The 21633-nt window shown below is 65.8% G+C and carries 14 protein-coding genes; 3 read left to right on the forward strand and 11 right to left on the reverse strand.

The annotated features are described in order from the left end of the window. Positions 1 to 56: 56 nt before the first annotated feature. Entirely contained in the window at positions 57 to 1871 is a 1815-nt protein-coding gene (locus ACP7C5_RS07035) for an IlvD/Edd family dehydratase (protein ID WP_426263684.1), read from the reverse strand. A gap of 191 nt (positions 1872 to 2062) precedes the next feature. Here ACP7C5_RS07035 and ACP7C5_RS07040 point away from each other — a divergent pair, with 191 nt between their 5' ends. Continuing rightward, the gene (locus ACP7C5_RS07040) at positions 2063 to 3376 is read left to right on the forward strand and encodes a sugar MFS transporter (RefSeq protein WP_354285636.1); all 1314 of its coding nucleotides are present in this window, start codon (positions 2063 to 2065) and stop codon (positions 3374 to 3376) included. Positions 3377 to 3677: 301 nt separating this feature from the next. Then, positions 3678 to 4151 carry a DUF7668 domain-containing protein gene (locus ACP7C5_RS07045; RefSeq protein WP_426263685.1) on the forward strand — a complete coding sequence of 158 codons (474 nt, stop codon included), beginning with the start codon at positions 3678 to 3680 and terminating at the stop codon, positions 4149 to 4151. Positions 4152 to 4372: 221 nt separating this feature from the next. On the opposite strand, the gene ACP7C5_RS07050 is transcribed toward ACP7C5_RS07045, so the two are convergent. The 10 genes from ACP7C5_RS07050 to ACP7C5_RS07095 form a co-directional block, all read right to left on the reverse strand. Continuing rightward, positions 4373 to 5821 carry a sugar porter family MFS transporter gene (locus ACP7C5_RS07050; RefSeq protein WP_426263686.1) on the reverse strand — a complete coding sequence of 483 codons (1449 nt, stop codon included), beginning with the start codon at positions 5819 to 5821 and terminating at the stop codon, positions 4373 to 4375. 25 nt (positions 5822 to 5846) lie between these two features. Then, positions 5847 to 6713: an SMP-30/gluconolactonase/LRE family protein gene (locus tag ACP7C5_RS07055; RefSeq protein WP_426263687.1), complete on the reverse strand. Its 867-nt coding sequence runs from the start codon at positions 6711 to 6713 to the stop codon at positions 5847 to 5849. After that, positions 6713 to 7459, reverse strand: a complete 747-nt coding sequence (locus ACP7C5_RS07060; protein WP_426263688.1) for an SDR family NAD(P)-dependent oxidoreductase — start codon at positions 7457 to 7459, stop codon at positions 6713 to 6715. The genes ACP7C5_RS07055 and ACP7C5_RS07060 overlap by 1 nt, the downstream gene beginning before the upstream one ends. Next, positions 7456 to 8589 (reverse strand): fumarylacetoacetate hydrolase family protein, encoded by a 1134-nt coding sequence (locus ACP7C5_RS07065; RefSeq protein ID WP_426263689.1) that lies wholly within the window; start codon positions 8587 to 8589, stop codon positions 7456 to 7458. Before ACP7C5_RS07065 ends, ACP7C5_RS07060 begins: the two co-directional genes overlap by 4 nt. Positions 8590 to 8733: 144 nt before the next feature. Next, a complete protein-coding gene (locus ACP7C5_RS07070; RefSeq protein WP_426263690.1) occupies positions 8734 to 10314 on the reverse strand; it encodes an aldehyde dehydrogenase (NADP(+)) in 1581 nt (526 codons plus the stop codon). A 124-nt stretch (positions 10315 to 10438) separates the two neighbouring features. Next, the gene (gene xylA, locus ACP7C5_RS07075) at positions 10439 to 11749 is read right to left on the reverse strand and encodes a xylose isomerase (protein ID WP_426263691.1); all 1311 of its coding nucleotides are present in this window, start codon (positions 11747 to 11749) and stop codon (positions 10439 to 10441) included. Between the two features lie 18 nt (positions 11750 to 11767). Then, the gene (gene xylB, locus ACP7C5_RS07080) at positions 11768 to 13222 is read right to left on the reverse strand and encodes a xylulokinase (RefSeq protein WP_426263692.1); all 1455 of its coding nucleotides are present in this window, start codon (positions 13220 to 13222) and stop codon (positions 11768 to 11770) included. An 8-nt stretch (positions 13223 to 13230) separates the two neighbouring features. Beyond that, positions 13231 to 14310 (reverse strand): glycoside hydrolase family 43 protein, encoded by a 1080-nt coding sequence (locus ACP7C5_RS07085; protein WP_426263693.1) that lies wholly within the window; start codon positions 14308 to 14310, stop codon positions 13231 to 13233. 378 nt (positions 14311 to 14688) lie between these two features. Beyond that, positions 14689 to 16287 (reverse strand): family 43 glycosylhydrolase, encoded by a 1599-nt coding sequence (locus tag ACP7C5_RS07090; RefSeq protein ID WP_426263694.1) that lies wholly within the window; start codon positions 16285 to 16287, stop codon positions 14689 to 14691. A 113-nt stretch (positions 16288 to 16400) separates the two neighbouring features. Beyond that, on the reverse strand, positions 16401 to 18092 hold the full coding sequence (locus ACP7C5_RS07095; protein WP_426263695.1) for a hypothetical protein: 1692 nt from the start codon (positions 18090 to 18092) through the stop codon (positions 16401 to 16403). 262 nt (positions 18093 to 18354) lie between these two features. Here ACP7C5_RS07095 and ACP7C5_RS07100 point away from each other — a divergent pair, with 262 nt between their 5' ends. Further along, positions 18355 to 21612 (forward strand): TonB-dependent receptor, encoded by a 3258-nt coding sequence (locus ACP7C5_RS07100; protein ID WP_426263696.1) that lies wholly within the window; start codon positions 18355 to 18357, stop codon positions 21610 to 21612. Positions 21613 to 21633: the final 21 nt, after the last annotated feature.

A 21633-nucleotide genomic window follows, 5' to 3' on the forward strand; every position in this document is an offset into this window, starting at 1 on the left:
CGTCGGTGAGGATTAAAGGGACGGCGGCCGCAACCGCCGCCCCTTGTTGTGTCAACTCAGTGGCTGTCGCGCGGCAATCCCCGCGTCTGTGCGATGCGCTGATACTTTTCGGCACCCTCGAGGATCGCGCCGGTGTTGAGCTGGCCGACGACAGCGCGCTGCATTTCCTGCCACGGGGTCTGCGAGGCCGGATACTGATACCCGCCCGCTGCGACCAGCGCGGCGCGGCGCTCGGCAAGCTCTTCGTCCGAGATCAGCACATCGGCGGTGCCGCGACCGAGATCGATCCGAACGCGGTCGCCCGTCCTCAGCAGCGCCAGCCCGCCGTGCGCCGCCGCTTCGGGCGAGGCGTTGAGGATCGACGGCGAGGCCGACGTCCCCGACTGTCGACCATCGCCGATGCACGGAAGCGCGTGGACGCCCTCGCGGATCAGATAGGCGGGCGGCCGCATGTTGACGACCTCGGCCGCGCCGGGATAGCCGATCGGGCCGGCACCACGCATGAACATCAGCGTCTCGCGCGTGATGCCGAGCGCGGGATCGTCGATCTGGTGGTGATAATCCTCGGGACCGTCGAACACGATCGCCGGCCCTTCGAACGCCTCGGGATCCTCGGGGTTGGAGAGATATTGCTCGCGGAACTCGGCGCTGATCACGCTCGTCTTCATGATCGCGGCGTCGAACAGATTGCCCTTCAGCACGACGAAGCCGGCTTCCTCGACGAGACTCGTCTCGAAGGTGCGGATCACGCGCTCGTCCTCGATCGTCGCATCCCGGCAATTGTCGCCGATCGTCTGGCCGTTGACGGTCAGCGCGCCTTCCTGGATCAGGTCGTGGCGCATCAACTCGGCGACGACGGCGGGCACGCCGCCCGCGCGATAATAATCCTCGCCGAGATATTCGCCGGCCGGCTGCAGATTGACGAGCAGCGGGACCTTGTGGCCGTGGGTCTGCCAGTCGTCGAGTTCGAGCTCGGCGCCGACATGGCGCGCGATCGCCGCCAGATGGATCGGGGCGTTGGTCGATCCGCCGATCGCCGAATTGACGACGATCGCGTTGAGGAAGGCGTCGCGCGTCATGATGTCGGATGGCTTGAGGTCCTCGCGGACCATGTCGACGATCCGCTTGCCGGTGAGATAGGCGACCTCCTGGCGGTCGCGATACGGCGCGGGGATCGCGGCCGAGCCCGGCAGCATCATGCCGAGCGCCTCGGCGAGCGAGTTCATCGTCGTCGCGGTGCCCATCGTGTTGCAATAGCCGGTCGACGGTGCCGACGAGGCGACGAGCTTGATGAAGCCGGCATTGTCGATCTCGCCCTTGGCGAGCATCTCGCGCGCCTTCCACACGATCGTGCCCGAGCCGGTGCGCTCGCCCTTGTGCCAGCCGTTGAGCATCGGCCCGACCGACAGCGCGATCGCCGGGATGTTCACGGTTGCGGCCGCCATCAGGCAGGCGGGCGTCGTCTTGTCGCAGCCGATCGTCAGCACGACGCCGTCGAGCGGATAGCCGTAGAGCGTCTCGACGAGGCCAAGATAGGCGAGGTTGCGGTCGAGCCCGGCGGTCGGGCGCTTGCCGGTTTCCTGGATCGGATGGACCGGGAATTCGATCGCGATCCCGCCCATCTCGCGGATGCCCTCTCGCACGCGGTCTGCCAACACGAGATGATGGCGGTTGCACGGCGACAGGTCGCTGCCGGTCTGCGCGATGCCGATGATCGGCTTGCCCGACTGGAGTTCCTCGAGGCTGAGCCCGAAGTTCAGATAGCGCTCGAGGTACAGCGCGGTCATGTCGATATTGTCGGGATTGTCGAACCAGGCGCGCGAGCGCAGGCGAGCGAGCGGCGTGGCGGGAGCGGTAGGCGTGTCGGTCATGCAGGATCGTCCGGACTGGGTCAGCAGCAGCGCGGCGACCTCCCTAGGCGCGGACGGGTTTCCACATTCCCGCGCCACACACTCCGGTCGCCGAGGCTATCTGTTGACGAGATAGAGCGAGACTTATACTCGGACAAATACCGAGAAGGCAATCCGCCGCGCGCGGGGTTCGCCACATGGAGGATCTACGAATGGCCGCACCCGTGATTGCCGCGCCTGCCCCCGTCGCATCGGGCGATTCGCCCGACAATGGGCGCTATCGTTCGGCACTGACGCTGCTGGCGAGCCTGTTCTTCATGTGGGGCTTCATCACCGTCATCAACAACACGCTGCTGCCGCATCTGCGCAGCGTGTTCGACCTGAGCTACACCCAGACCACGCTGATCGAGAGCGTCTGGTTCATCGCCTATTTCGTCGCGTCGATCCCCTCGGCCAAGCTGATCGAGCGGATCGGCTATCAACGTTCGCTGGTGGTCGGGCTCGTCATCATGGCGGCGGGTGCGCTCGGGATGATCGTCGCGGCGCGGATCCCGTCGTACGGGGTAACGCTGTTCGCTTTGTTCGTCATCGCGAGCGGCATTACGCTGCTGCAGGTTGCCGCCAACCCGTATGTCGCGGTCGTCGGCAAGCCCGAGACCGCGTCGTCGCGGCTCAACCTGGTGCAGGCGTTCAACTCGCTCGGCGCGACGCTCGCGCCGCTGTTCGGCGGGTATCTGATCCTCGGTCGCTCGACCTCGGGCACGGCGGCGGCGGGGGCGGCGGCGCTGACCCCGGCGCAGCGGCTGGCCGACGCGCAATCGGTGCAATTGCCGTATCTGATCGTCGCGGTCGTGCTGGTCGTGCTCGCGGTCGTCATCGCGCGCTCGCCGCTGCCGGCGATGGGGGCTGCCACCAAGCGCAACGCCAAGGCCGAGCGCGCCAACCATTCGCTCTGGTCGCACCGCAACCTGATCTTCGGCATCCCGGCGATCTTCATCTATTTGATCGCCGAGATCGGCGTCGGCAATCTCTTCATCAACTTCATCAGCCAGCCCGAGATCGGCAATACGACGCACGAGCAGGCGTCACATTATCTCTTCCTGCTGTGGGGCGGGATGATGGTCGGCCGTTTCGTCGGCAGCTATCTGATGCAGCGCATCCCCGCCGAGCACGTGCTTGCCGCCGCCAGCATCGGCGCGTGCGTCGTGATGCTGATCGCGACCTTCACCACGGGGCATGTCGCGATGTGGGCGCTGATCTCGGTCGGGCTGTTTCACTCGATCATGTTCCCGACGATCTTCACGCTCGGCATTCGCGGGCTCGGGCCGCTGACCGAAGAGGGGTCTGGGCTACTGATCATGGCGATCGCGGGCGGCGCGCTGGTGATCGTGCAGGGCAAGCTCGCCGATATGTACGGGCTGCAGACCTCGTTCCTGCTGACGGCGGCGTGCGAGCTGTATGTGCTGTTCTATGCGGTGTGGGGGTGCCGGGTGAGCGGCGCGGTTGAGGGGCAGGGCGCGGCGTGAGTGCCGCGCGGGGTTGGTTGACTCGATTGACCCCAAGACGTGGTGTTTACAAAGGCGATTGTTTCCGTTTTTGCGCTAATGCGCGGGTTCGACGATTTCAAAGAGCCTGACGGGTATATCATGAAAGGTGGGATGTAGGACAGCGCCGGGTCTGTTGGCGGGCGGACGCGGTCTGTTCGTGCATGCCGCTGTGGGTTTGGCGCTGCTAGGAGCCCCATTGCCGCTCGCAGCTTCGGTCGTTCCCGTGCAGGCGGGAAAACATTGCCGCTGAGCTGCCGCAAAACGGAAGCTCGTCGGCGCAATGGATGCCCGCCTGTGCGGGGATGACGATAAAGGCGGAAACCGACCACTTGCGGACATTCACGTCGCGATGCAGGTTCCCCGTGAGCGGATGCAGGAACTAGTGGGTATGATGGCGAAAGATGCTGACGAACACTCCGTGCCATCGGAGCTATATGCCACGTTCCGAGAAATCGCAGACGCCTTCGCGGTCGGAGATTACTGCCTGCGCGATCACGCGATCCGGGGTGTGCGCGAGGTTAATCCTTCGGCGGCGAAAGCAATCGCCGAGAGCGTGTCGGCTTACGGAGACAGCTTGGCTCCCCTACACCGGTCCACGTGGGAATATGCGGTCTACCGCTGGATGGGTGGTTACTGGCAGATGCTGGTTGATTTGACGACGGAGGGCGAGGAAGTGAGCGACCTCACACTTCATGCCAAGCTCCACGACACTGAACCGCACACGCTGGAAATCGAGTCGGTTCATGTCGCCTAATTGATCACCGCGCCCGAAAGCTGCCGGACCGCACTCCACCAAATACGGTCCTTCAGCATCGGTAACTCCCGATCGGAGGGCACCTCCTGACTGGCAGGTATCCACGGGACTTTGAGCGCATCGTAAACAAAAAACGGGACCGCGATGGCATCATCGCGGTCCCGTCAAAACCGATCTGCTCGAAGATCGGAGCCACATCCGCCACCAAGGTCGCGTGCGCCTTACCCCTCCATCGCTTCGAGCGACTTGCCCTTGGTCTCGTGGATGAACTTCTGCACCAGGAAGAAGCTGATCACCGCACACACCGCGTAGAACGAATAGCTCTTCGCCAGACCGATGCTCCCGAGCATGATCGGGAACGACTGTGCGACGAGGTAATTGGCGAACCATTGCGCAAAGCCGCATACCGCGAGCGCCGAACCGCGGATCTGGTTCGGGAACATCTCGCCGAGCATCACCCACATCACCGGGCCCCAGCTGATGTTGAACGCGAACGAATAAGCGAGCGCCGCGCCGACCGCGAGTTGCCCCATATGCCCCGGCAGCGTGAGCTTGTCGGCGACGAGCGTGCCGGTCGAGAAGGCATAGACCATCGCGAACAGCGTGACCGCCATGCCCGCCGACCCGATCAGCAGCAGCGGCTTGCGGCCGATCTTGTCGACCAGGCCGATCGTGATGAAGCACGCGACGATCGAGATCGTCCCTGAGATGATGTTGGTCATCAGCGCCTCGGACTCGGAGAAGCCCGCCGCCTGCCACAGCGTCGCGCCGTAATAGAAGATCACGTTGATGCCGACGAGCTGCTGGAACACGGCCAGCAGCAGTCCCGCCCAGACGACCGAGCGAAGCCCGAGGAAGCCGCGGCCGCCCGGCGGCGTCAGCACGTCGGAGAGGCGCGGGCGGTGATCCTTCGAGAAGCTTGCTTGAATCTCGCCGAGCGTCAGTGCGCCCTGACGGGTGCCGAACAGGCTGGTCAGCACGTTCAGCGCCTCTTCGTTGCGTTGCTTCGAGACGAGGAAGCGCGGGCTTTCGGGGATGAAGAATAGAGCGATGAAGAAGACCACTGCGGGCACCGCCTGCAGCAGGTACATCCAGCGCCACGCGGCGATGCCCCACCAGAGCGGGTTGAGCGAGGCGACATCGTTGGGGTTGGCGGGGTTGGAGGCGGCGGCAGCGAGATAATAATTGGCGAAGAACGCCGCCGTCAGACCGGTGATGATCATGATCTGCTGGACGGTCGTCATGCGGCCACGGATGCTGGGCGGCGCGACCTCCGAGATATACGCGGGCGACAGCACGCTGGCCGCGCCGACCGCGATCCCGCCGCAGATGCGCGCGATGACGAACAGCGTATGGTCGTGCGCGACCCCCTGGACGAGTGCACCGAGCAGGAACAGCAAAGCAGCATAGCGCATCACGTTGCGGCGGCCGATCGCATCGGCGAGCGTGCCGGCGGAGAACGCCCCGATGACGCAGCCGATCAGCAGCGATCCGACGGTGAAGCCCAGCCCGGCATCGTCGAGCGCGAACGCCGCCTTGAGCCCGGGCTGCGTCCCGTTCACCGCGCCACTGTCATAGCCGAACAACAGTCCGCCGATCGTGGCCACCGCAACGATCGCCGCAATGAACCCCAGATTGCCCCTTTGGGTATCGGGCTGCGTGAGTGCCATATCGTTTTTCCGCTCCTGAAATCGTTTATAGTTTTGCTGGATAGACGGGCAGGCCACACACGCCGGCGTCGAATGCGAAGAGATTGCCGGCGAGCGGCTGCGCTTGCAAATCCTGTCGTGTCAAACCCTTGCGCGCGGTTGTTGCATAGGCGGTGCGCAGATCTGGGCCGCCGAAGGCGATCTTGGTGACGTTGGCGACGGGGAATTCCACCGTCTCGATCAGCGCGCCCGCGGGATCATAGCGCCGGACGCCCCAGCCGCCGAACAGCGCGACCCAGACACAGCCTTCGGCATCGATCGTCGAGCCGTCAGGATGGCCTTCGCCGGGTGCGATTTCGCAGAACAGTTCGGGCGCGGCGAGCGTGCCGTCGTCGTTGAGCACGACGCGCCACACGCTCCGGCCGAGCGTGTCGGTGTGGTAGAGCGTGCCGCCGTCAGGCGCGATCGCCGGGCCGTTGGTGATGACGACGGGGGCGAGGCCGCTGTCGGTGCTGCCGTGCGGATCGGCGCGATAGAGCCGGCCGGTCGCGTCCTGCTCGGCATTGTCCATGCTGCCAAACCAGATGCGGCCCATCGCATCGGTCGTCGCATCGTTGAGGCGGTTACCGGGAAGGTGCGCCTCGGGATCGAACAGGTGGGTAAACTGCCCGCTGACGGGATCGAAGGCGTGGAGACCCGAAGCAAGCCCGGCGATCATCCCGCCGTTCGCGCGCGGCAACACCCAGCCGACTTCGCCCGGCGCGTCCCAGTGCTGCAGCGCATCGCGCGCCGGATCGAAGCGGTAGATCCGCGGGCGCTTGATGTCGACGAACCACAAGGCCGCGTCATGCCAGACCGGCCCTTCGCCGAGGATCGCGCCGATCGGCTGGACCGAGCGTACCGCCCCGACCATCAGCGCCAGCCCGCGTCCACGAAATAGTCATGTCCGGTGCACATCCGCGCATCGTCCGAGGCGAGGAACAGCGCGAGCGATGCGACGTCGGACGGCTGGATGCGGCCATCGAGGCATTGCGCGGCAACGATCTCGGCCTCGCCTTCGGGGGTGTACCAGCGTTCCTGCCGCGGGGTCTGGATATTGCCGGGGACGATCGTCGTGACGCGGATGTTGTCGCGACCGAGGTCGCGCGCGAGGCTGCGCGTGAGGCCTTCGATCGCGGCCTTGGCGGTCTGGTAGAGAACCAGGTCGGGGAGCCCCAGATGCCAGCTGATCGACCCGAAATTGACGATCACGCCGCCGCCGGCGGCCTTCATGCCGGGGACTACGGCTTGGGCGGCGAAGAACAGGTGGCGGAGGTTGGTCGCCATCCGCTCGTCCCAATAAGCGGGCGTCACTTCCTCGATCGTGTGGCGGTCGTCTCGCGCGGCATTGTTGATGAGGATATCGATCCCGCCGAGCTCGGTCGAGATCCTGGCGATCGTCGCGGTGAGCGCATCGATGTCGCGCAGGTCGCAAGCGTGGAAGCGGCCGGGCGCGAACTTCGCCGCGGTAGCTTCGCCGGCTTCCTGGTCGATGTCGATGAACGCGACGTTTGCCTGCTGCGCCGCGAACGCTTCGACCAGCGCAGCGCCGATCCCGCTGCCGCCGCCGGTGACCAACACGCGCTTGCCGACGAGACTTGGATAGACGGCACCGCTCACTGGGTTGCTCCCAACAGGCCGCGTGCGGCGAGATTTGCGAAAAACGCGCTGATCCCGATCGTCCAGGGCGCGGCATCGCGCGAGGTGACGACGCGATTGACGAGGCGCCCGAGCCGCGCGCTCTCGATCGTCACGCTGTCGCCGACCTTGTGGGTGAAACCACGGCCCGGCTCGTCGCGGTCCTGCACCGGCGCGAACAGCGTGCCGAGGAACAGCACGAAGCCGTCGGGATATTGGTGCTCGCTCAGCGTCTGGCGGACCAAGTCGAGCGGATCGCGGCTGATCTCGGCCATGTTGCTCGCGCCGTCGAGGACATAGGCGTCCTCACCTTCGATCCGCAGCCGCAATTCTGCCGAGCGGACATCGTCGATGCCGAAGCCGGCATCGAAGAGCCGGACCATCGGCCCGAGCGAGCACGACGCATTATTGTCCTTCGCCTTGCCGAGCAGCAGCGCCGAGCGGCCTTCGAAATCGCGCAGGTTGACGTCGTTGCCGAGGGTCGCGCCGACGACGCTGCCGCGGCTGTCGACGAGCAGGGCGATCTCGGGTTCGGGGTTGTTCCAGGTCGAATCCGAGCGGATGCCGATCTCGGCATCGCCGCCGACGGTCGAGAGGACGGGCGCCTTGGTGAACACCTCGGCATCGGGGCCGATCGCGACCTCGAGATATTGCGACCACATCCCGTCGTCGATCAGCGCTTGCTTGAGGTCGGCGGCCTCGCTCGAGCCCGGCATGACCGCGCGGATCGACCCGCCGACGCGCGTCTCGAGCCGCGCGCGGATGTCCGCCGCCGCGCTCGAATCGCCGCGCGCGCGTTCCTCGATGACGCGCTCGATCGCCGAGAGTGCGAAGGTGACGCCGCAAGCCTTGACGCATTGCAGGTCGACGGGGCTGAGCAGGGTGACGGCCGACGGGTCGAACGCGCCGAGCGAGAAGCCGCCGGTGCCGCTGAAATCCCCCGCCTCGACGAGCGCCGAGACAGTCGGGGCGACGCGCGCCATGTCGAACAGTTCGCCGCGCACGAGGAGCACCGGCGAGGGGCCATCGGCGCTCTCGATCCGTCCGAGGAACGTCCCGCTCTGCCAGTCCGCCGCCAGTGCAGACCGCTGTGGGTCGCTGCTGCCCGCCATCCTCAACTCCCGTCACGCTTTTATATCTGATAGCGCTACCAACACGACGTCAAGCCATGTGTCAAGAGCGCGGGACCGGTGCGTCCGATCCGCCAGGTGCAGCATCGCCGCGGCAGGCCTTCGCCCACCGCGGCGTGTGCCGTTTTACCGCGGCGAGGCTTCGCGAACGCCCTCGATCCGGCGCGCGACATTCCACGCATTGTCGGGCGCGATCGCTGCCGGGAGCAACTCCGCCGGCAGGTTCTGGAAGCACACCGGCCGCAGGAAGCGATAGATGGCGAGCGTGCCGACCGAAGTCGTCCGCCCGTCGCTGGTGGCGGGGAAGGGGCCGCCATGCACCATCGCATGGCTCACCTCGACCCCGGTCGGCCAGCCATTGGCGAGGATCCGCCCGACTCGACCGGCGAGCGTGGGGACGAGCTTGGCCGCCGCGGCATGATCGTCGGGATCGATCTGGAGCGTCGCGGTCAGCTGGCCTTCGAGCCCGGCGACGACGCGCGTCAGCTCGGCAAGGTCGGTGCAGCGCACGACGACTGCCGACGAGCCGAACACTTCATGCCCGAGCGCGCTGTCGGCGAGGAAGGCGGCGGCATCGGTGTCGAACAGCGCGCCGACCGCCTGATTGGCGCCGGTGCTCGCGCAACCGCGCGCGACGGTCCGGACCGAACCGTGTTCGGCGAGCGCGGCGACGCCCTTTTCGAAGCTGTCATGGATGCCGGGCGAGAGCATCGTCGCGGGCTGGCTGCCGCCCAAGGCGACGCCGGCCGCATTGACGAAGGCATCGAGCTCGGGGCTGTCGATCGCGAGGACGAGGCCGGGATTGGTGCAGAACTGGCCTGCGCCCATCGTCAGCGACTGGACGAACGCGGTCGCCAGCGCGGCACCGCGCGCGGCGAGCGCTGCGGGGAACAGGATCACCGGGTTGATGCTCGACATTTCGGCATAGACCGGGATCGGCTCGGCGCGCTGCGCCGCGATCTTGACGAGCGCAAGGCCACCGCCGCGCGAGCCGGTGAAGCCGACCGCCTTGATCCGCGGATCGGCGACGAGTGCGCCGCCGAGGTCGTTGGTCTCACCAGGCAGATACGAGAAGGTGCCGGCGGGCAGGGCGCACTTGGCGACCGCGCTGGCGATCGCGCGTGCGACGAGTTCGCCGGTGCCGGGATGCGACGGATGGCCCTTGACGATCACCGGGCAGCCCGCGGCGAGCGCCGACGCAGTGTCACCACCGGCGACCGAGAAAGCGAGCGGGAAGTTCGACGCGCCGAACACCGCGACGGGGCCTACCGCCACATTGACGCGGCGCAGATCGGGGCGCGGCAGCGGCGCGCGGTCGGGAAGCGCGGGGTCGATCGTCGCGTCGAGCCAGTCGCCCTGGCGGACGACGGTAGCGAACAACCGCAACTGGCCGACGGTACGGCCCCGCTCGCCTTCGATCCGCGGGCGGGGCAGGCCGCTTTCCTGGACGGCGCGGTCGATCAGTTCGTCACCGATGGCGACGATCGCATCGGCGATCGCCTCGAGGAAGGTCGCGCGCGTCTCGGGATCGGTCGCCGCATATTCGGGGAAGGCCGCTTCGGCGAGCGCCGCTGCATCGGCCACCGCATCGACACCGGCCGAGGAGAAATCGGGGGTGAGGGTCGCGCCGGTCGAAGGGTCGATCCCCGAAAATCGCGTCGTCGCCTGCCGTTGCTCGGCACCGACCAAAATCGCTCCGTCGATCATAGATACTGTTCCTTGAATTAGTCCGACATAATAGAAGCTGCCAGCGCAGAGTACAAGGCGATCGGCGCATGGGCTCGTCGGGGGATCGGCCCGTCCGTGCGAAACAGACGGGCCGACCGCTTGGTCAGATGAAGCGGTTGATGAGGTTCTCGATCCGCTCCTGCCGGCCCGAGCGCGGCTGCGGGTCGATACCCTGCTCGACCGCGAGATCGGCGATCGCCGCCAGATCGAGCGAGCCAACCTTCTGGCCGAAATCGGCATCCCAGCCGGCATAGCGCTCGGTCTTGATCGCATCGAGGCGCCCGTCCTCGATCAGCGCTGCTGCATTGAGCAGACCCTTGGCGACGACGTCGATCGCGCCGACATGGCCGTGGAACAGGTCGACCGCATCCATCGACTGGCGACGGACCTTGGCGTCGAAGTTGAAGCCGCCGGTGGTGAAGCCGCCTGCGCGGATGATCTCGAGATTGGCGAGCGTCAGTTCCTCGACCGAATTGGGGAACTGGTCGGTATCCCAGCCATTCTGCGGATCGCCACGGTTGGCGTCGATCGAGCCGAAGATGCCGAGCGCCGCCGCGGTCGCGATTTCATGCTCGAAGGTGTGGCTGGCGAGCGTCGCGTGGTTCGCCTCGATGTTGACCTTGACCTCGTTCTCGAGGCCGTAGCGCTTGAGGAAGCCGTACACCGTCGCGCTGTCGAAATCGTACTGGTGCTTGGTCGGCTCGAACGGCTTGGGCTCGATCAGGATCGTGCCGGTGAAGCCGATCTTGTGCTTGTGCTCGACCACCAAGTTGAGGAAGCGGCCGAGATTGTCGAGCTCGCGCTTGAGATCGGTGTTGAGCAGCGTCTCATAGCCTTCGCGACCGCCCCACAGCACGTAGTTCGCGCCGCCGAGGCGATGCGTCGCCTCGAGCGCGTCGCGGACCTGCATTGCGCCGAATGCGAAGACTTGCGGGTCTGGGTTGGTCGCGCCGCCGGCAGCGAAGCGCGGGTGGCTGAACAGGTTCGCGGTGCCCCACAGCAGCTTGCGGCCGGAGGAGGCCTGGAGCTTTTCGAGATGATCGACCGCTTCGGCGAAATTGCGGCGATGCTCGGTGATGGTGGCGGCATCGGCCATCACGTCGACGTCGTGGAAGGTGTAGAACGGGATGTCGAGCTTGGTGAAGAAGTCGAACGCGACTTCGCGCTTCTGCGCGGCCGCGGCCGAATCGTTCGCGCCGGCATGCCACGGGCGGTTGAAGGTGCCGCCACCGAACACGTCCGAACCCGGCCAGCAGAAAGTGTGCCAGAAGCACGCGGCGAAGCGCAGATGGTCTTCCATCCGCTTGCCCATGACGACGCGGTCCTTGTCGTAATAGCGATAGGCGAGCTCGTCGTCGGTCTCGGGGCCCTTGAAGGCGATCTGCGGAATGTCGGCGAAGAAATCGGTGGCCATCGGGGCGCTCCTTGGGTGTCAGTTGGATGCGGTGAGCGGGGAGATGCGCGAATAGGCTGCCTTGAACCTTGCCTTTTTGGGGGCGAGGCGGCGGACCAGTTCGGCATTGGGGGCGATGCGGTGCGAGACGGGCGGTGCGACGCAGACTTCGGCGGGCGTTCCGCCATCGACCGCGATCTGCGCGAGCCGCGCGGCGCCGAGCGCGGGACCGACCTCGCCGCCCTGGAGGTAGACCAACGGCACGTCCATCGCGGCGGCGAGCGTCTTTCCCCAATAATGCGAGCGCGCGCCGCCGCCGATCACCGCGAGTTCGGCGACCTCGGTTCCGGCTTCGCGCAGCACGTCGAGCCCGTCTGCGAGCGCAAACGCGACACCTTCGAGCACCGCCTGCGCGAGGCGGTTGGCGTCGGTGTCGTTGTCGAGCCCGATAAAGGCGCCGCGGACCTGCGCGTCGTTGTGCGGGGTGCGTTCGCCCGAGAGATAGGGGAGGAAGATCTCGGGACCATTGGCAGCACCCGCCGCTTCGGCACGCTGGAACAGCTCGGCTGCACCGCTCGCGCCCGTGAGCCGCGCGACCCAGTCGATGCACGAGGCCGCGCTGAGATGGACCGACATCTGGTGCCACATGTCGGGCAGGCAATGCGCGAACGCATGGACCGCGCGCGCCGGGTTGGGCCGAAACGTATCGTTGGCGACGAAGATCACCCCCGACGTGCCGAGCGACAGCAAGGCCTTGCCATCGGTGACGACGCCGACCCCCGCCGCACCACCGGCATTGTCGCCCGCGCCGCCCGCGACGGGGACCTGCGGAATGCCCCAAGACTCGGCGATATCGGCACGCAGGGTGCCCGCGACGTCGGTGCCCTCGACCAGCCGCGGCATCTGCGCCTCGGTCAGCCCGCAGGCGGCGAGCAGCGTCTCGCTCCAGCGGCGCCCCGCGACGTCGAGCCACAGCGTGCCCGCCGAATCCGACATGTCGGACGCCTTCTCGCCGGTCATCCGCAGCCGGACATAGTCCTTGGGCAGCAACACGGTTGCGACCTGCGCGAAGATCTCGGGCTCATGCCGCCGCACCCATTCGAGCTTGGGCGCGGTGAAGCCCGGCATCACGATATTGCCGCCGATGGTGCGGAAGTCGCCCGTCGTTGCCTCGAGCGCGGCGCATTCCGCGAACGAACGCCCGTCGTTCCACAGGATCGCGGAGCGGAGCGGTTTATCGTTCGCACCGAGCAGGGTCGCACCGTGCATCTGCCCGGCGAGCCCGATCCCGCGGACCGACCGGCGGACCTCGGGGTCGATCGCGAGCACTGCGGCGGTCGTCGCCTTCCACCAATCCTCGGGGTGCTGTTCGGACCACAAGGGGTGAGGGCGCTGGACGGTGAGCGCCGCGACGCCCTGGCCGACGACCGCGCCATGCGTGTCGAGGACGACGGCCTTGACGCCCGACGTGCCGATATCGACTCCGAGAAACATCGTCTGCCTTATTTGACGAGCGGATCGATCGTCTTGATCGTCCCGTCAGCGTTGAAGGTGAGCTCGGTCAGCTTGACGTTGCGCAAGTGGTTCTTCCCACTGAGCTGCGTGTCGGCATAGAACAGCCACCATTTGCCGCCGGTCTCGATGATCGAGTGATGCGTCGTCCAGCCCTGGACGGGGTTCATGATATGCCCGCGATAGGTGAACGGGCCGTACGGACTGGTGCCCGTCGCATAGTTGAGGAAATGCGTGTCGCCGGTCGAGTAGGTGTAATAATAGTGCCCGCCGCGCTTGAACATCCATGACGCCTCGAAGAAGCGCTTATCGTGATCGCCGCCGAGCACGGGCTTCCCCGCTTCGTCGAGGATCACCGCGTCGTGCGGCGTCTCGGCGAGGCTCTTCATGTCGGGGTTGAGCCGCGCGACCTTGCCGGTGAGCGCGGGCTGATCGTCCTTCCCGAGATCGGTGTCGCTGCCATTGGGATCGAAGGTGCCGTTCTTCCAGCGCTGGAGCTGACCGCCCCAGATCCCGCCGAAATAAAGGTAGCTCTTGCCGTCGTTGTCGGTGAACACCGCCGGGTCCATCGAGAAGGCGCCCGCGATCGGCTTGGGATCGGCCTTGAACGGGCCCATCGGGCTCTTCGACGTCGCGACGCCGACCATGAACTTGCCGAGGCCGTTCTTGTCCTTGGTTTTGTCGCGCGCCGGGAAATAGAGGTAATAGGTGCCGTTCTTATAGGCGGCGTCGGGCGCCCACATTTGCTGCGAAGCCCAGGGGACTTGGCGGACGTCGAGCGCGACCGGGCCGACCGTGACGGGGGCGCCGATCTTGTCCATCTTCAGCACGCGATAATCGTGCATCGCATATTGATTGCCGAGATCGTCGTCGGGGGTCTCGGTCGGCACGTCGTGCGACGGGTAGACGTAGATCTTGCCATTAAAGACGTGTGCCGACGGATCGGCGGTGTAGATCGACGTGACGAGCGGTTGCGAAAGATAGCGCCGGCCATCCGGGGCGCGATCCTGCGCCAGCGCGAGCGATGCGGTTCCACACGCCAGCACGGCGGCTACATAACGATACGCCATTGGTCCTCTCCCCGATGCGCGTAACCGCGCTATAGCAGACAGGTAGCGCTACCATTTGGAAGCTGCAAGCGGTTTCGGGATCGTACGCATACCAAGACACGCTGCTGGCGGAGCGAGCCGTCGCCGATCGCATCACTCCCCGGATCGACACCCGGCTGGTCGGTTGGAGGCGCATGGGCGTGGTCAACACGATCTGCGGCGCTCGCGGCCAAGGTTGGAAAGCTGGATCAGTCGATGATGGCTGCCACCAAACTTGAAGCGTGCCGTGCGGTCACTCAAGCTTCGTGTCGTTCGCGTCGGCAAGGGGCGCGTCGAGGTGGAATTGGAGGTGCGGCCGGATATCGTCGTCCGGCGATCGGATCAGGGACCTGTTGTCCTTCACAGCGCGCGGAAGCGGAAGTCGCGAAAGCGCGCTTCGCCCGTTCCAGCTGCGTAGAGACCCGGCCGCAGCATCAGGAAGCCACCGCGAACATTGTGATGATACCCCGACACCTCCATGCCCCGATCGAAGCGCTGCCAGCTTCGGCCTGCATCGTGCGAGGTGTGGATGGCGACGATATGGCGCGTGTTGGTGATGCGGATCCGCATCCTGCGCCCGTGCGGGTTGGACGGGCGTCCGCGCTCCATCCCGTATTGATGCGTCACGAAACGCCGTTCGTCGAAACCGAGTCCGGCATACAATCTGTCGTCATAGAACAGCACCAGCCCGGCCGTAGCGCCGGAAGCGATCTCGACGTCGCATTCGAAGGCATAGGCCTGGTCGCCGGCCGTCAGCAACAGGGGCGGGGAATCGACCGGCGCGGTCCCGCTCGCGCGCAGCACCAACGCGCCTTGCTCGACGCGGAGACGATCGGTTTCGTGCGGGCCGGGGCGAAAGAAGTTCCAGCGGCTGCCGAGGTCGAGCCGCGTGAAGGCGTCGCTGAGCGGTTGGCCGTGCGGCACGGCAGCACCACCGCGCGGCTTTGCGAGCGGGCGCGAGAGATCGCCGCCGGTCATTCGAAACCAGCCATCCGCGGTCCACGCGACCGGATCGAGCAGCGCCTGGCGACCGAGCGTCCAGAAGCCATTTTCGTAGCCGTGATAGATCGACCACCATCTCCCGTCGGGCGCCTCGATCAAGCTGGCATGGCCGCGCGACCACCAGCGTTCATCGGTGCTGGTAGTGCGCACGATCGGGTTGTGCGGACAGTGCTCCCACGGCCCATGCAGCGAGCGCGATCGCGCGGCGATCACCATATGCCCGGTCGGCGGGCCCGCAGTGCCGCCGACCGCGGTGATGAGATACCAGTAATCGCCGTGGTGCGCGATCTTCGGTCCCTCCGGGCTGAAGCTCTCGACGTCCCATTCCGCGGGATAGCGCCACGGATCATAGACATGCTCGACTGCGCCGAGCGTCGAGAGGCCGTCGGGCGCGAGCCGGATGCGGTTCCCGCCCGAGAGGAACAGCCAGCGCGATCCGTCCTCCGCCACGGCGTGGCAGGGGTCGATATGGGCGGGCAAATGCAAGTCGATCGGGTCGCTCCACGGGCCGTCGATGTGATCGGCATGGATCACGAAGATCGTGTTGGGGGTCGCCTTGACCGGTATGTAGAGGAAATAGCGTCCGTCATGCTTGGCGAGGCTGACCGCCCAGACCGAGCCGATGTTCTTGGTCAGCGCTGCCTTGCGCGGTTGCCAGTTCACCAGATCGCGACTGTGCCACAGCGTCAAGCCGGGGTAGGAGTCGAAGCTCGAAAAGGTCATGTAATAGTCGGCGCCGTCCTTGAGGATCGCGGGGTCGGGATGGTCGCCGGACAGCAGCGGGTTGAGGAAGCGGCCGTCGCCCAGGTCGGGCACGCGCTGGTTATCGAACCCGCGGCGCCAGGCCGCGGCGGGGAGCGCTCCCGATCCGGGCGGTACGGCGGCGGCCGGTTCGGTGGCCAGGGCAGCGGTGCCGGCCAGCGCCAGACCGAAGGCATCGCGACGGCTGATTTCCATATCGGTGTCCTAAGCGGGATTTGGGTAGGGACAAAGCCACCCCGCCGGCCGTTACAAGCGGGGTGGAGGCTCCCGGTGGGGACTTTAAACGCGCATGCCGGGGATACCGGCGCTCATGGCTGGGGATTCCAGCCGGCATTGCCATTCCACTGCGCAAAGACCTTCGCGCGGGTGTCGAGCGAGGACAGATCGGCGGTGCTGCTGGCATAGCGCGTTTCGCGACCGGTCAGCGGCAGCGCCGCGCCGCCCGGCGTCAGCGATCCGCTCTCGCGCCAGCCCTCGCGCGCCGTCGGCAGCAGATTGGGGATTGGGTTGATGAACCAACCTGCGGGCGCGATATGTGGGCCCATCTTGACGCCGATATAGGCGACCGAGTCACAATATTGGGTGGCATTGCCCGCCGAGCCGCCGCCGAGCGTGAGCATCGTCGTGCAGAACCCCTGAGCCTGCGTCGAGCCGCCCGAGCGCGCGAGATAGGCCGATCCGTCGGGTACACCGCTCGCCGCGGTCAGCGCCCCGCCGAGCACGACGAAGCCGGGATAGCCCTTGGCCGCGCGCGACTGGAAGAGGTAGCCGCCCGACCCCGGCGTCGTCGGATCGAAGACAGTGCGAAGTTCGGAATTCTCGATCACTTCGGCGAAGGGATAGCCCCACAGGAAATCGACATCGCCGGTGATCAGGCTGTTGTAGATCCACACCCAGCCTTTCATCTGCAAGGTATCCTGCGTGCCGAGGAAGTTCATGTCGGTGGCGATGAAGCGCGATCCGTTGAGCGTCGCCGAATTGTAATAGATCACCTCGGCCTGGCTGTTCTGCGTGGCATCCTTCACGTGCGTGTTGGCGAAAGTGAAGTTGCTCAGCTTGAGCAGATCGCCGCCCTCGACCAGCAGCACCGCGCGCCCGCCGCCGAGCGACAGGCGCGTGCCGAGCGTGGCGGCGCCGCCGATGTTGCTGAAGGTGGTGTTCGGAGTCGCGCGGCTGCCGCCGGTGCCGGGATTGAACGCTTCCCAATTGCTGTTGCGCACGATCGTCCCGGCGCGGCTCTCCCCGAGGATCGTCAGATTGCTCACGTTGCGCAGGAACAGCTGCTCGTCATAGGTCCCGTTCTTGAGCGTGATCGTCTTCGGGCTGGCAGCACTCGGGCACGACAGGCAGCCCGTCGCCATGACATAATCGAGCGCGCCCTGCAGCGAGCGGAAGTCGGCCGGTCCATCGTCGTCGACGATGAGATTGGTGGTCGAGGTCGGCGCGGACTTGGTGCGGAAGGTCCAGGCGGTGGTGCCGCCGATCCCCGGAAAGCTCCCCGCGCCGCCGAACGGGCCGTTGAACACCGACTGGTCGACCTGTACGTAATACGCTGTGTCATACGCCAGCACGCCGTCGTGGAGTTTGATCGTCGCGACATTGCCCGCGACGCTGACGGGCCGATAATAAGTGTAGCGATATTGCGTGAGGCTCGCCACGCCGTTGCCGATCTTGTCGATCTCGGTATTGGCGGCGCCGAGTGCGCTCTGCGTCTCGCCGCCGGTGGTGACGATGTTCGCCGAAGTGTCGATCGTGTCGACCAGCGTTCCGTCGCTGCGATAGACCCGGATCGTGCCCGAGCCGGTGATCACTGGCGGGCCATCGAAGGTCAGCCGTAGCAGCGTGTCCTTGAACGCGGCGGTGTCGCCCGTCGTTGGCGAGACCGTCAGCGGTGCGGCGGTCGCGCTCGGTGTCGGGGTCGGCGTACTGCCGCCGTCTTCGCCGCACCCGCCGGTCAACACCAGCATGGCCGTCAGCGACAGCCCGATCCGCACCTTCATCGCCATCTCCCGTATTCGATGCCGGATGGTTAGATCTCCCGCATTCTCGGCTCATCTTGATACCGGTGTCATTGCTCGTCAAGGGTCGATACTGGTCAATATAGGAGGCAGATCAGACACTTTCGAAGAGTCTACTGAGCGGGATCAATTCGCAGGTGCAAAATTCGTCAATCCAACGCCGCTGACTTATTGACACCGGTGACATCGGCAAATCATAAGAGCCGCCAGGGCGTCCGCAGAGGCGTCAGCCGGGGAGAGAGTCATGCTGAAGGTCGATATGCGTCACGGCGCATCGCTTGCTGTCGTCGCGTTCTGCGGGCTTGTCGCTGTCGCTCCCGCGAGCGCCCAGAATGCTCCAGCGACGCCGGATACCGGCCGGGTCGCCGACGACACCGCGCAGGATATCGTCGTCACCGGATTTCGCGCCAGCCTGTCCAACGCGGTCAACCAGAAGCGGCGCGCCAACCAGATCATCGATGCGATCACGGCCGAGGATATCGCCGATTTTCCCGACGCCAATCTCGCCGAATCGATCCAGCGCCTGCCGGGTGTCTCGATCGACCGCGACAATGGCGAAGGGCGCTCGATCACGGTGCGCGGCCTCGGCGGTGATTTCCAGCAGACGCGCTTGAACGGCGCCGACGCGCTGAGCGTCACCGGCGGGGGCAACGATCCCTCGGGGGCGAACCGCACGCGCGGCTTCGATTTCAACACCTTCGCGTCCGAGCTGTTCGGCGGCGTGACGATCACCAAGACGACCTCCGCGGCGAACGACGAGGGCTCGCTCGGCGCGATCATCGATCTCACCACGGGCCGACCGCTCGCCAACAAGAAGGATCGCTACGCGCTCGGGCTCGAGGGCGAATATCGCGAGAACGGCAAGACGGTGAACCCGCGGCTGACCGCTTTGGTGTCGAAGCATATCACCCCGACACTCGGCATCCTCGGCTCGATCGCCTATCAGGACCAGCGCCAGCAGATCGATTCGTACCAGCGCAGCATCGGGCAGTTCGATTACGCCTATCGCTCGTCGCAGCTCAACGGCGTCACGCCCAACACCTATGGCTTCGCGCGGCCGTCGAACCAGGGGACTGGCGCGACGTTCGGCTCGGATCCGGCGGCCTATGCGCTGATCACGCCCAATACGCTGATCCCGGCGCTGCCGTCGATCAACCGGCAGGACCTGCACTATAAGCGGCTCGGCGCGACCGCGACGCTCCAGTGGAAGCCTACGACGCATACCGAGGTGACGCTCGACGGCGTCTTCTCGAAGTACGACCAGGATTCGACGATCGCGGGGATCACCACGATCGGGCTCAACCGCAACGGCACCAATGCGCGCGCGGCGCAGACCGGCGCCAACGGCCTGCGCGCCGCCGGCACCGCCAACGGCTATGCCGACCGCGTCGCGCTCTATCCGAACTGCACCCCGTCGGCAGCGCTCGACTGCCAGGGCACACAGGGCAGCGCGACGGTGCTGCCGGGCTATTTCAACAGCCAGAACCCCAACAATCTCAATCCGTTCGACTATTACAACAACCCGGCGTCGCCCGGCTATGTCGCGACCGCCAACCAGACCGGCTTCTACAATGAGTTGATCGGCCGCCCCAACACCAAGATCCGCGCCGCCAACGTCAATGCGGCGGGGCAGGCCGATTATCTCGTGCTCGATGATGTCGACTGGCGCAGCTCGACGCAGCGCGTGTCGGGGACGACCAAGTTCTGGCAGGGGACGCTCAATCTCAAGCAGGATATCGGCGAGCGGCTGCATTTCGTCGGCACCGCAGGCTATTCGCGGTCGGAGTATAAGGGCACGACGCTGCTCGCCGAGTTCAACGCGATCGACAAGGACAATTACGTCTTCGACGGGCGCGGCAGCGGCAAGATGCCCGTGTTCAGCCCCGGCTTCGACGTCGCCAATCCGCAGAACTGGACGCTGGTGAAGGGCCTGTCGACGATCCGCTATCTGACCGACGATATCGTCAACAGCTTCCGCGTCGCGCGAGGTAGCCTGATCTGGGACGTCAACGATCTGTTCAAGGTCCAGGGCGGGCTCACCTACAAGCGCTTCAGCTATTCGAGCCTGCAGGGGCGGCGCAACAGCGACATCGAGGCGATCAATCCGACGCTCGCCGAAGCCAAGCTCGCGATCACCGATCTCGGGCGCTTGTACGATTTCGGTCGTGGTCTCCAAGTCCCGGCGGGGACGCCGACCAGTTTCTACGCCCCCGACATCGACAAGTTCAGCAACGCGTTCGGCATCGGTTGCAACTGCATCAACAAATTCGGCGATTTCCGTGCGCAGGCCGACGCGCGCCAGGCCAATCGCGTCACCGAAAACGACCTTTCGGGCTATCTCGAATTCGACTGGGACGGAACGCTGTTCGGCAAGCCGTTCCGCGGCAATGCCGGCACCCGCATCGCCAAGACGATCGTGCGCGGGACGGGGTCGGTCGGCGGCGCCGCCAATGGCGTGGCGGGCGTGCTCGTCACCGCGCGTAACGAATATACCGACTATCTGCCGGCCTTGAACGCGGCGTGGGAGTTCCTCCCCAACACGCTGCTGCGGCTCGCCTCGGCCAAGGTCATCGCGCGACCCCAGCTCGCCGCGCTGACGCCGGGGACGACGTCGTTCCCGACCGGGCTCAACGCGACCACCGCGCCGCAGATCACCGTCGGCAATCCCTATCTCAACCCGTATCGCGCGACCAATTACGACGTCGCGCTCGAACATTATTTCGGTCGCGGCGGGCTGATCTCGGTCGGGTTCTTCATGAAGAATCTCGAAACCTTTCCGCAGCAGATCGCCGGCGAATATGCGCTCCAGTCGATCTACGACGCCGCCACGCTGGAATCGATCTATGCGAGCATCACCAGCCCGACCTTGCTCGCCTACACCCAGCAAGGCGGGGTCTTTGCGGTGCGCCAGTACAATGACGCGCCGGGCGGCAAGATCCGTGGCGTCGAGGTCAACGTCCAGTCGCAATTCTTCTTCCTGCCGGGGTTCCTCAAGAACTTCGGCATCACCGCCAACTACACGCACATCTCGTCGAAGCTCAATTATCTGACGAGCGCACAGCTGGCGACGACGCGCACGCAGACCGGGACCGCGGTCAACGTCTATGCGCAGGGGCCATTCCTCAACACCTCGCCCGACGCGTTCAACGCGACGCTTTATTATGAGGACGCCAAATTCTCGGCGCGCGTGTCGGGCGCGTATCGCACGCAATATGTCACGCGCTTCCCGCTCGCGTCGGGAACGTGCGCGGTCGGCCTGACGACCAACAACGGCGCGGTCTGCAACTCGCCGGTGGTCTCCGATTTCGGCTATCGCGCGAGCCAGTTCAATGTCGATGCGGCGATGTCCTATGCGCTGACCAGCTATGCGCGCCTGACGCTCGAGGGCCGCAACCTGACCAACGCGGCGAGCTATGCGACCGAATATCAGGCCGACCCGGTCGCGCAGAACTACCAGAGCACCGGGCGGGTGATCACCGCCGGCGTGCGGTTCGTCTTCTGATGGGTTCCAGCGTAAAGGACG

The sequence above is a fragment of the Sphingomonas sp. PWP1-2 genome (assembly GCF_049898305.1).
Classification (GTDB): domain Bacteria; phylum Pseudomonadota; class Alphaproteobacteria; order Sphingomonadales; family Sphingomonadaceae; genus Sphingomonas; species Sphingomonas glacialis.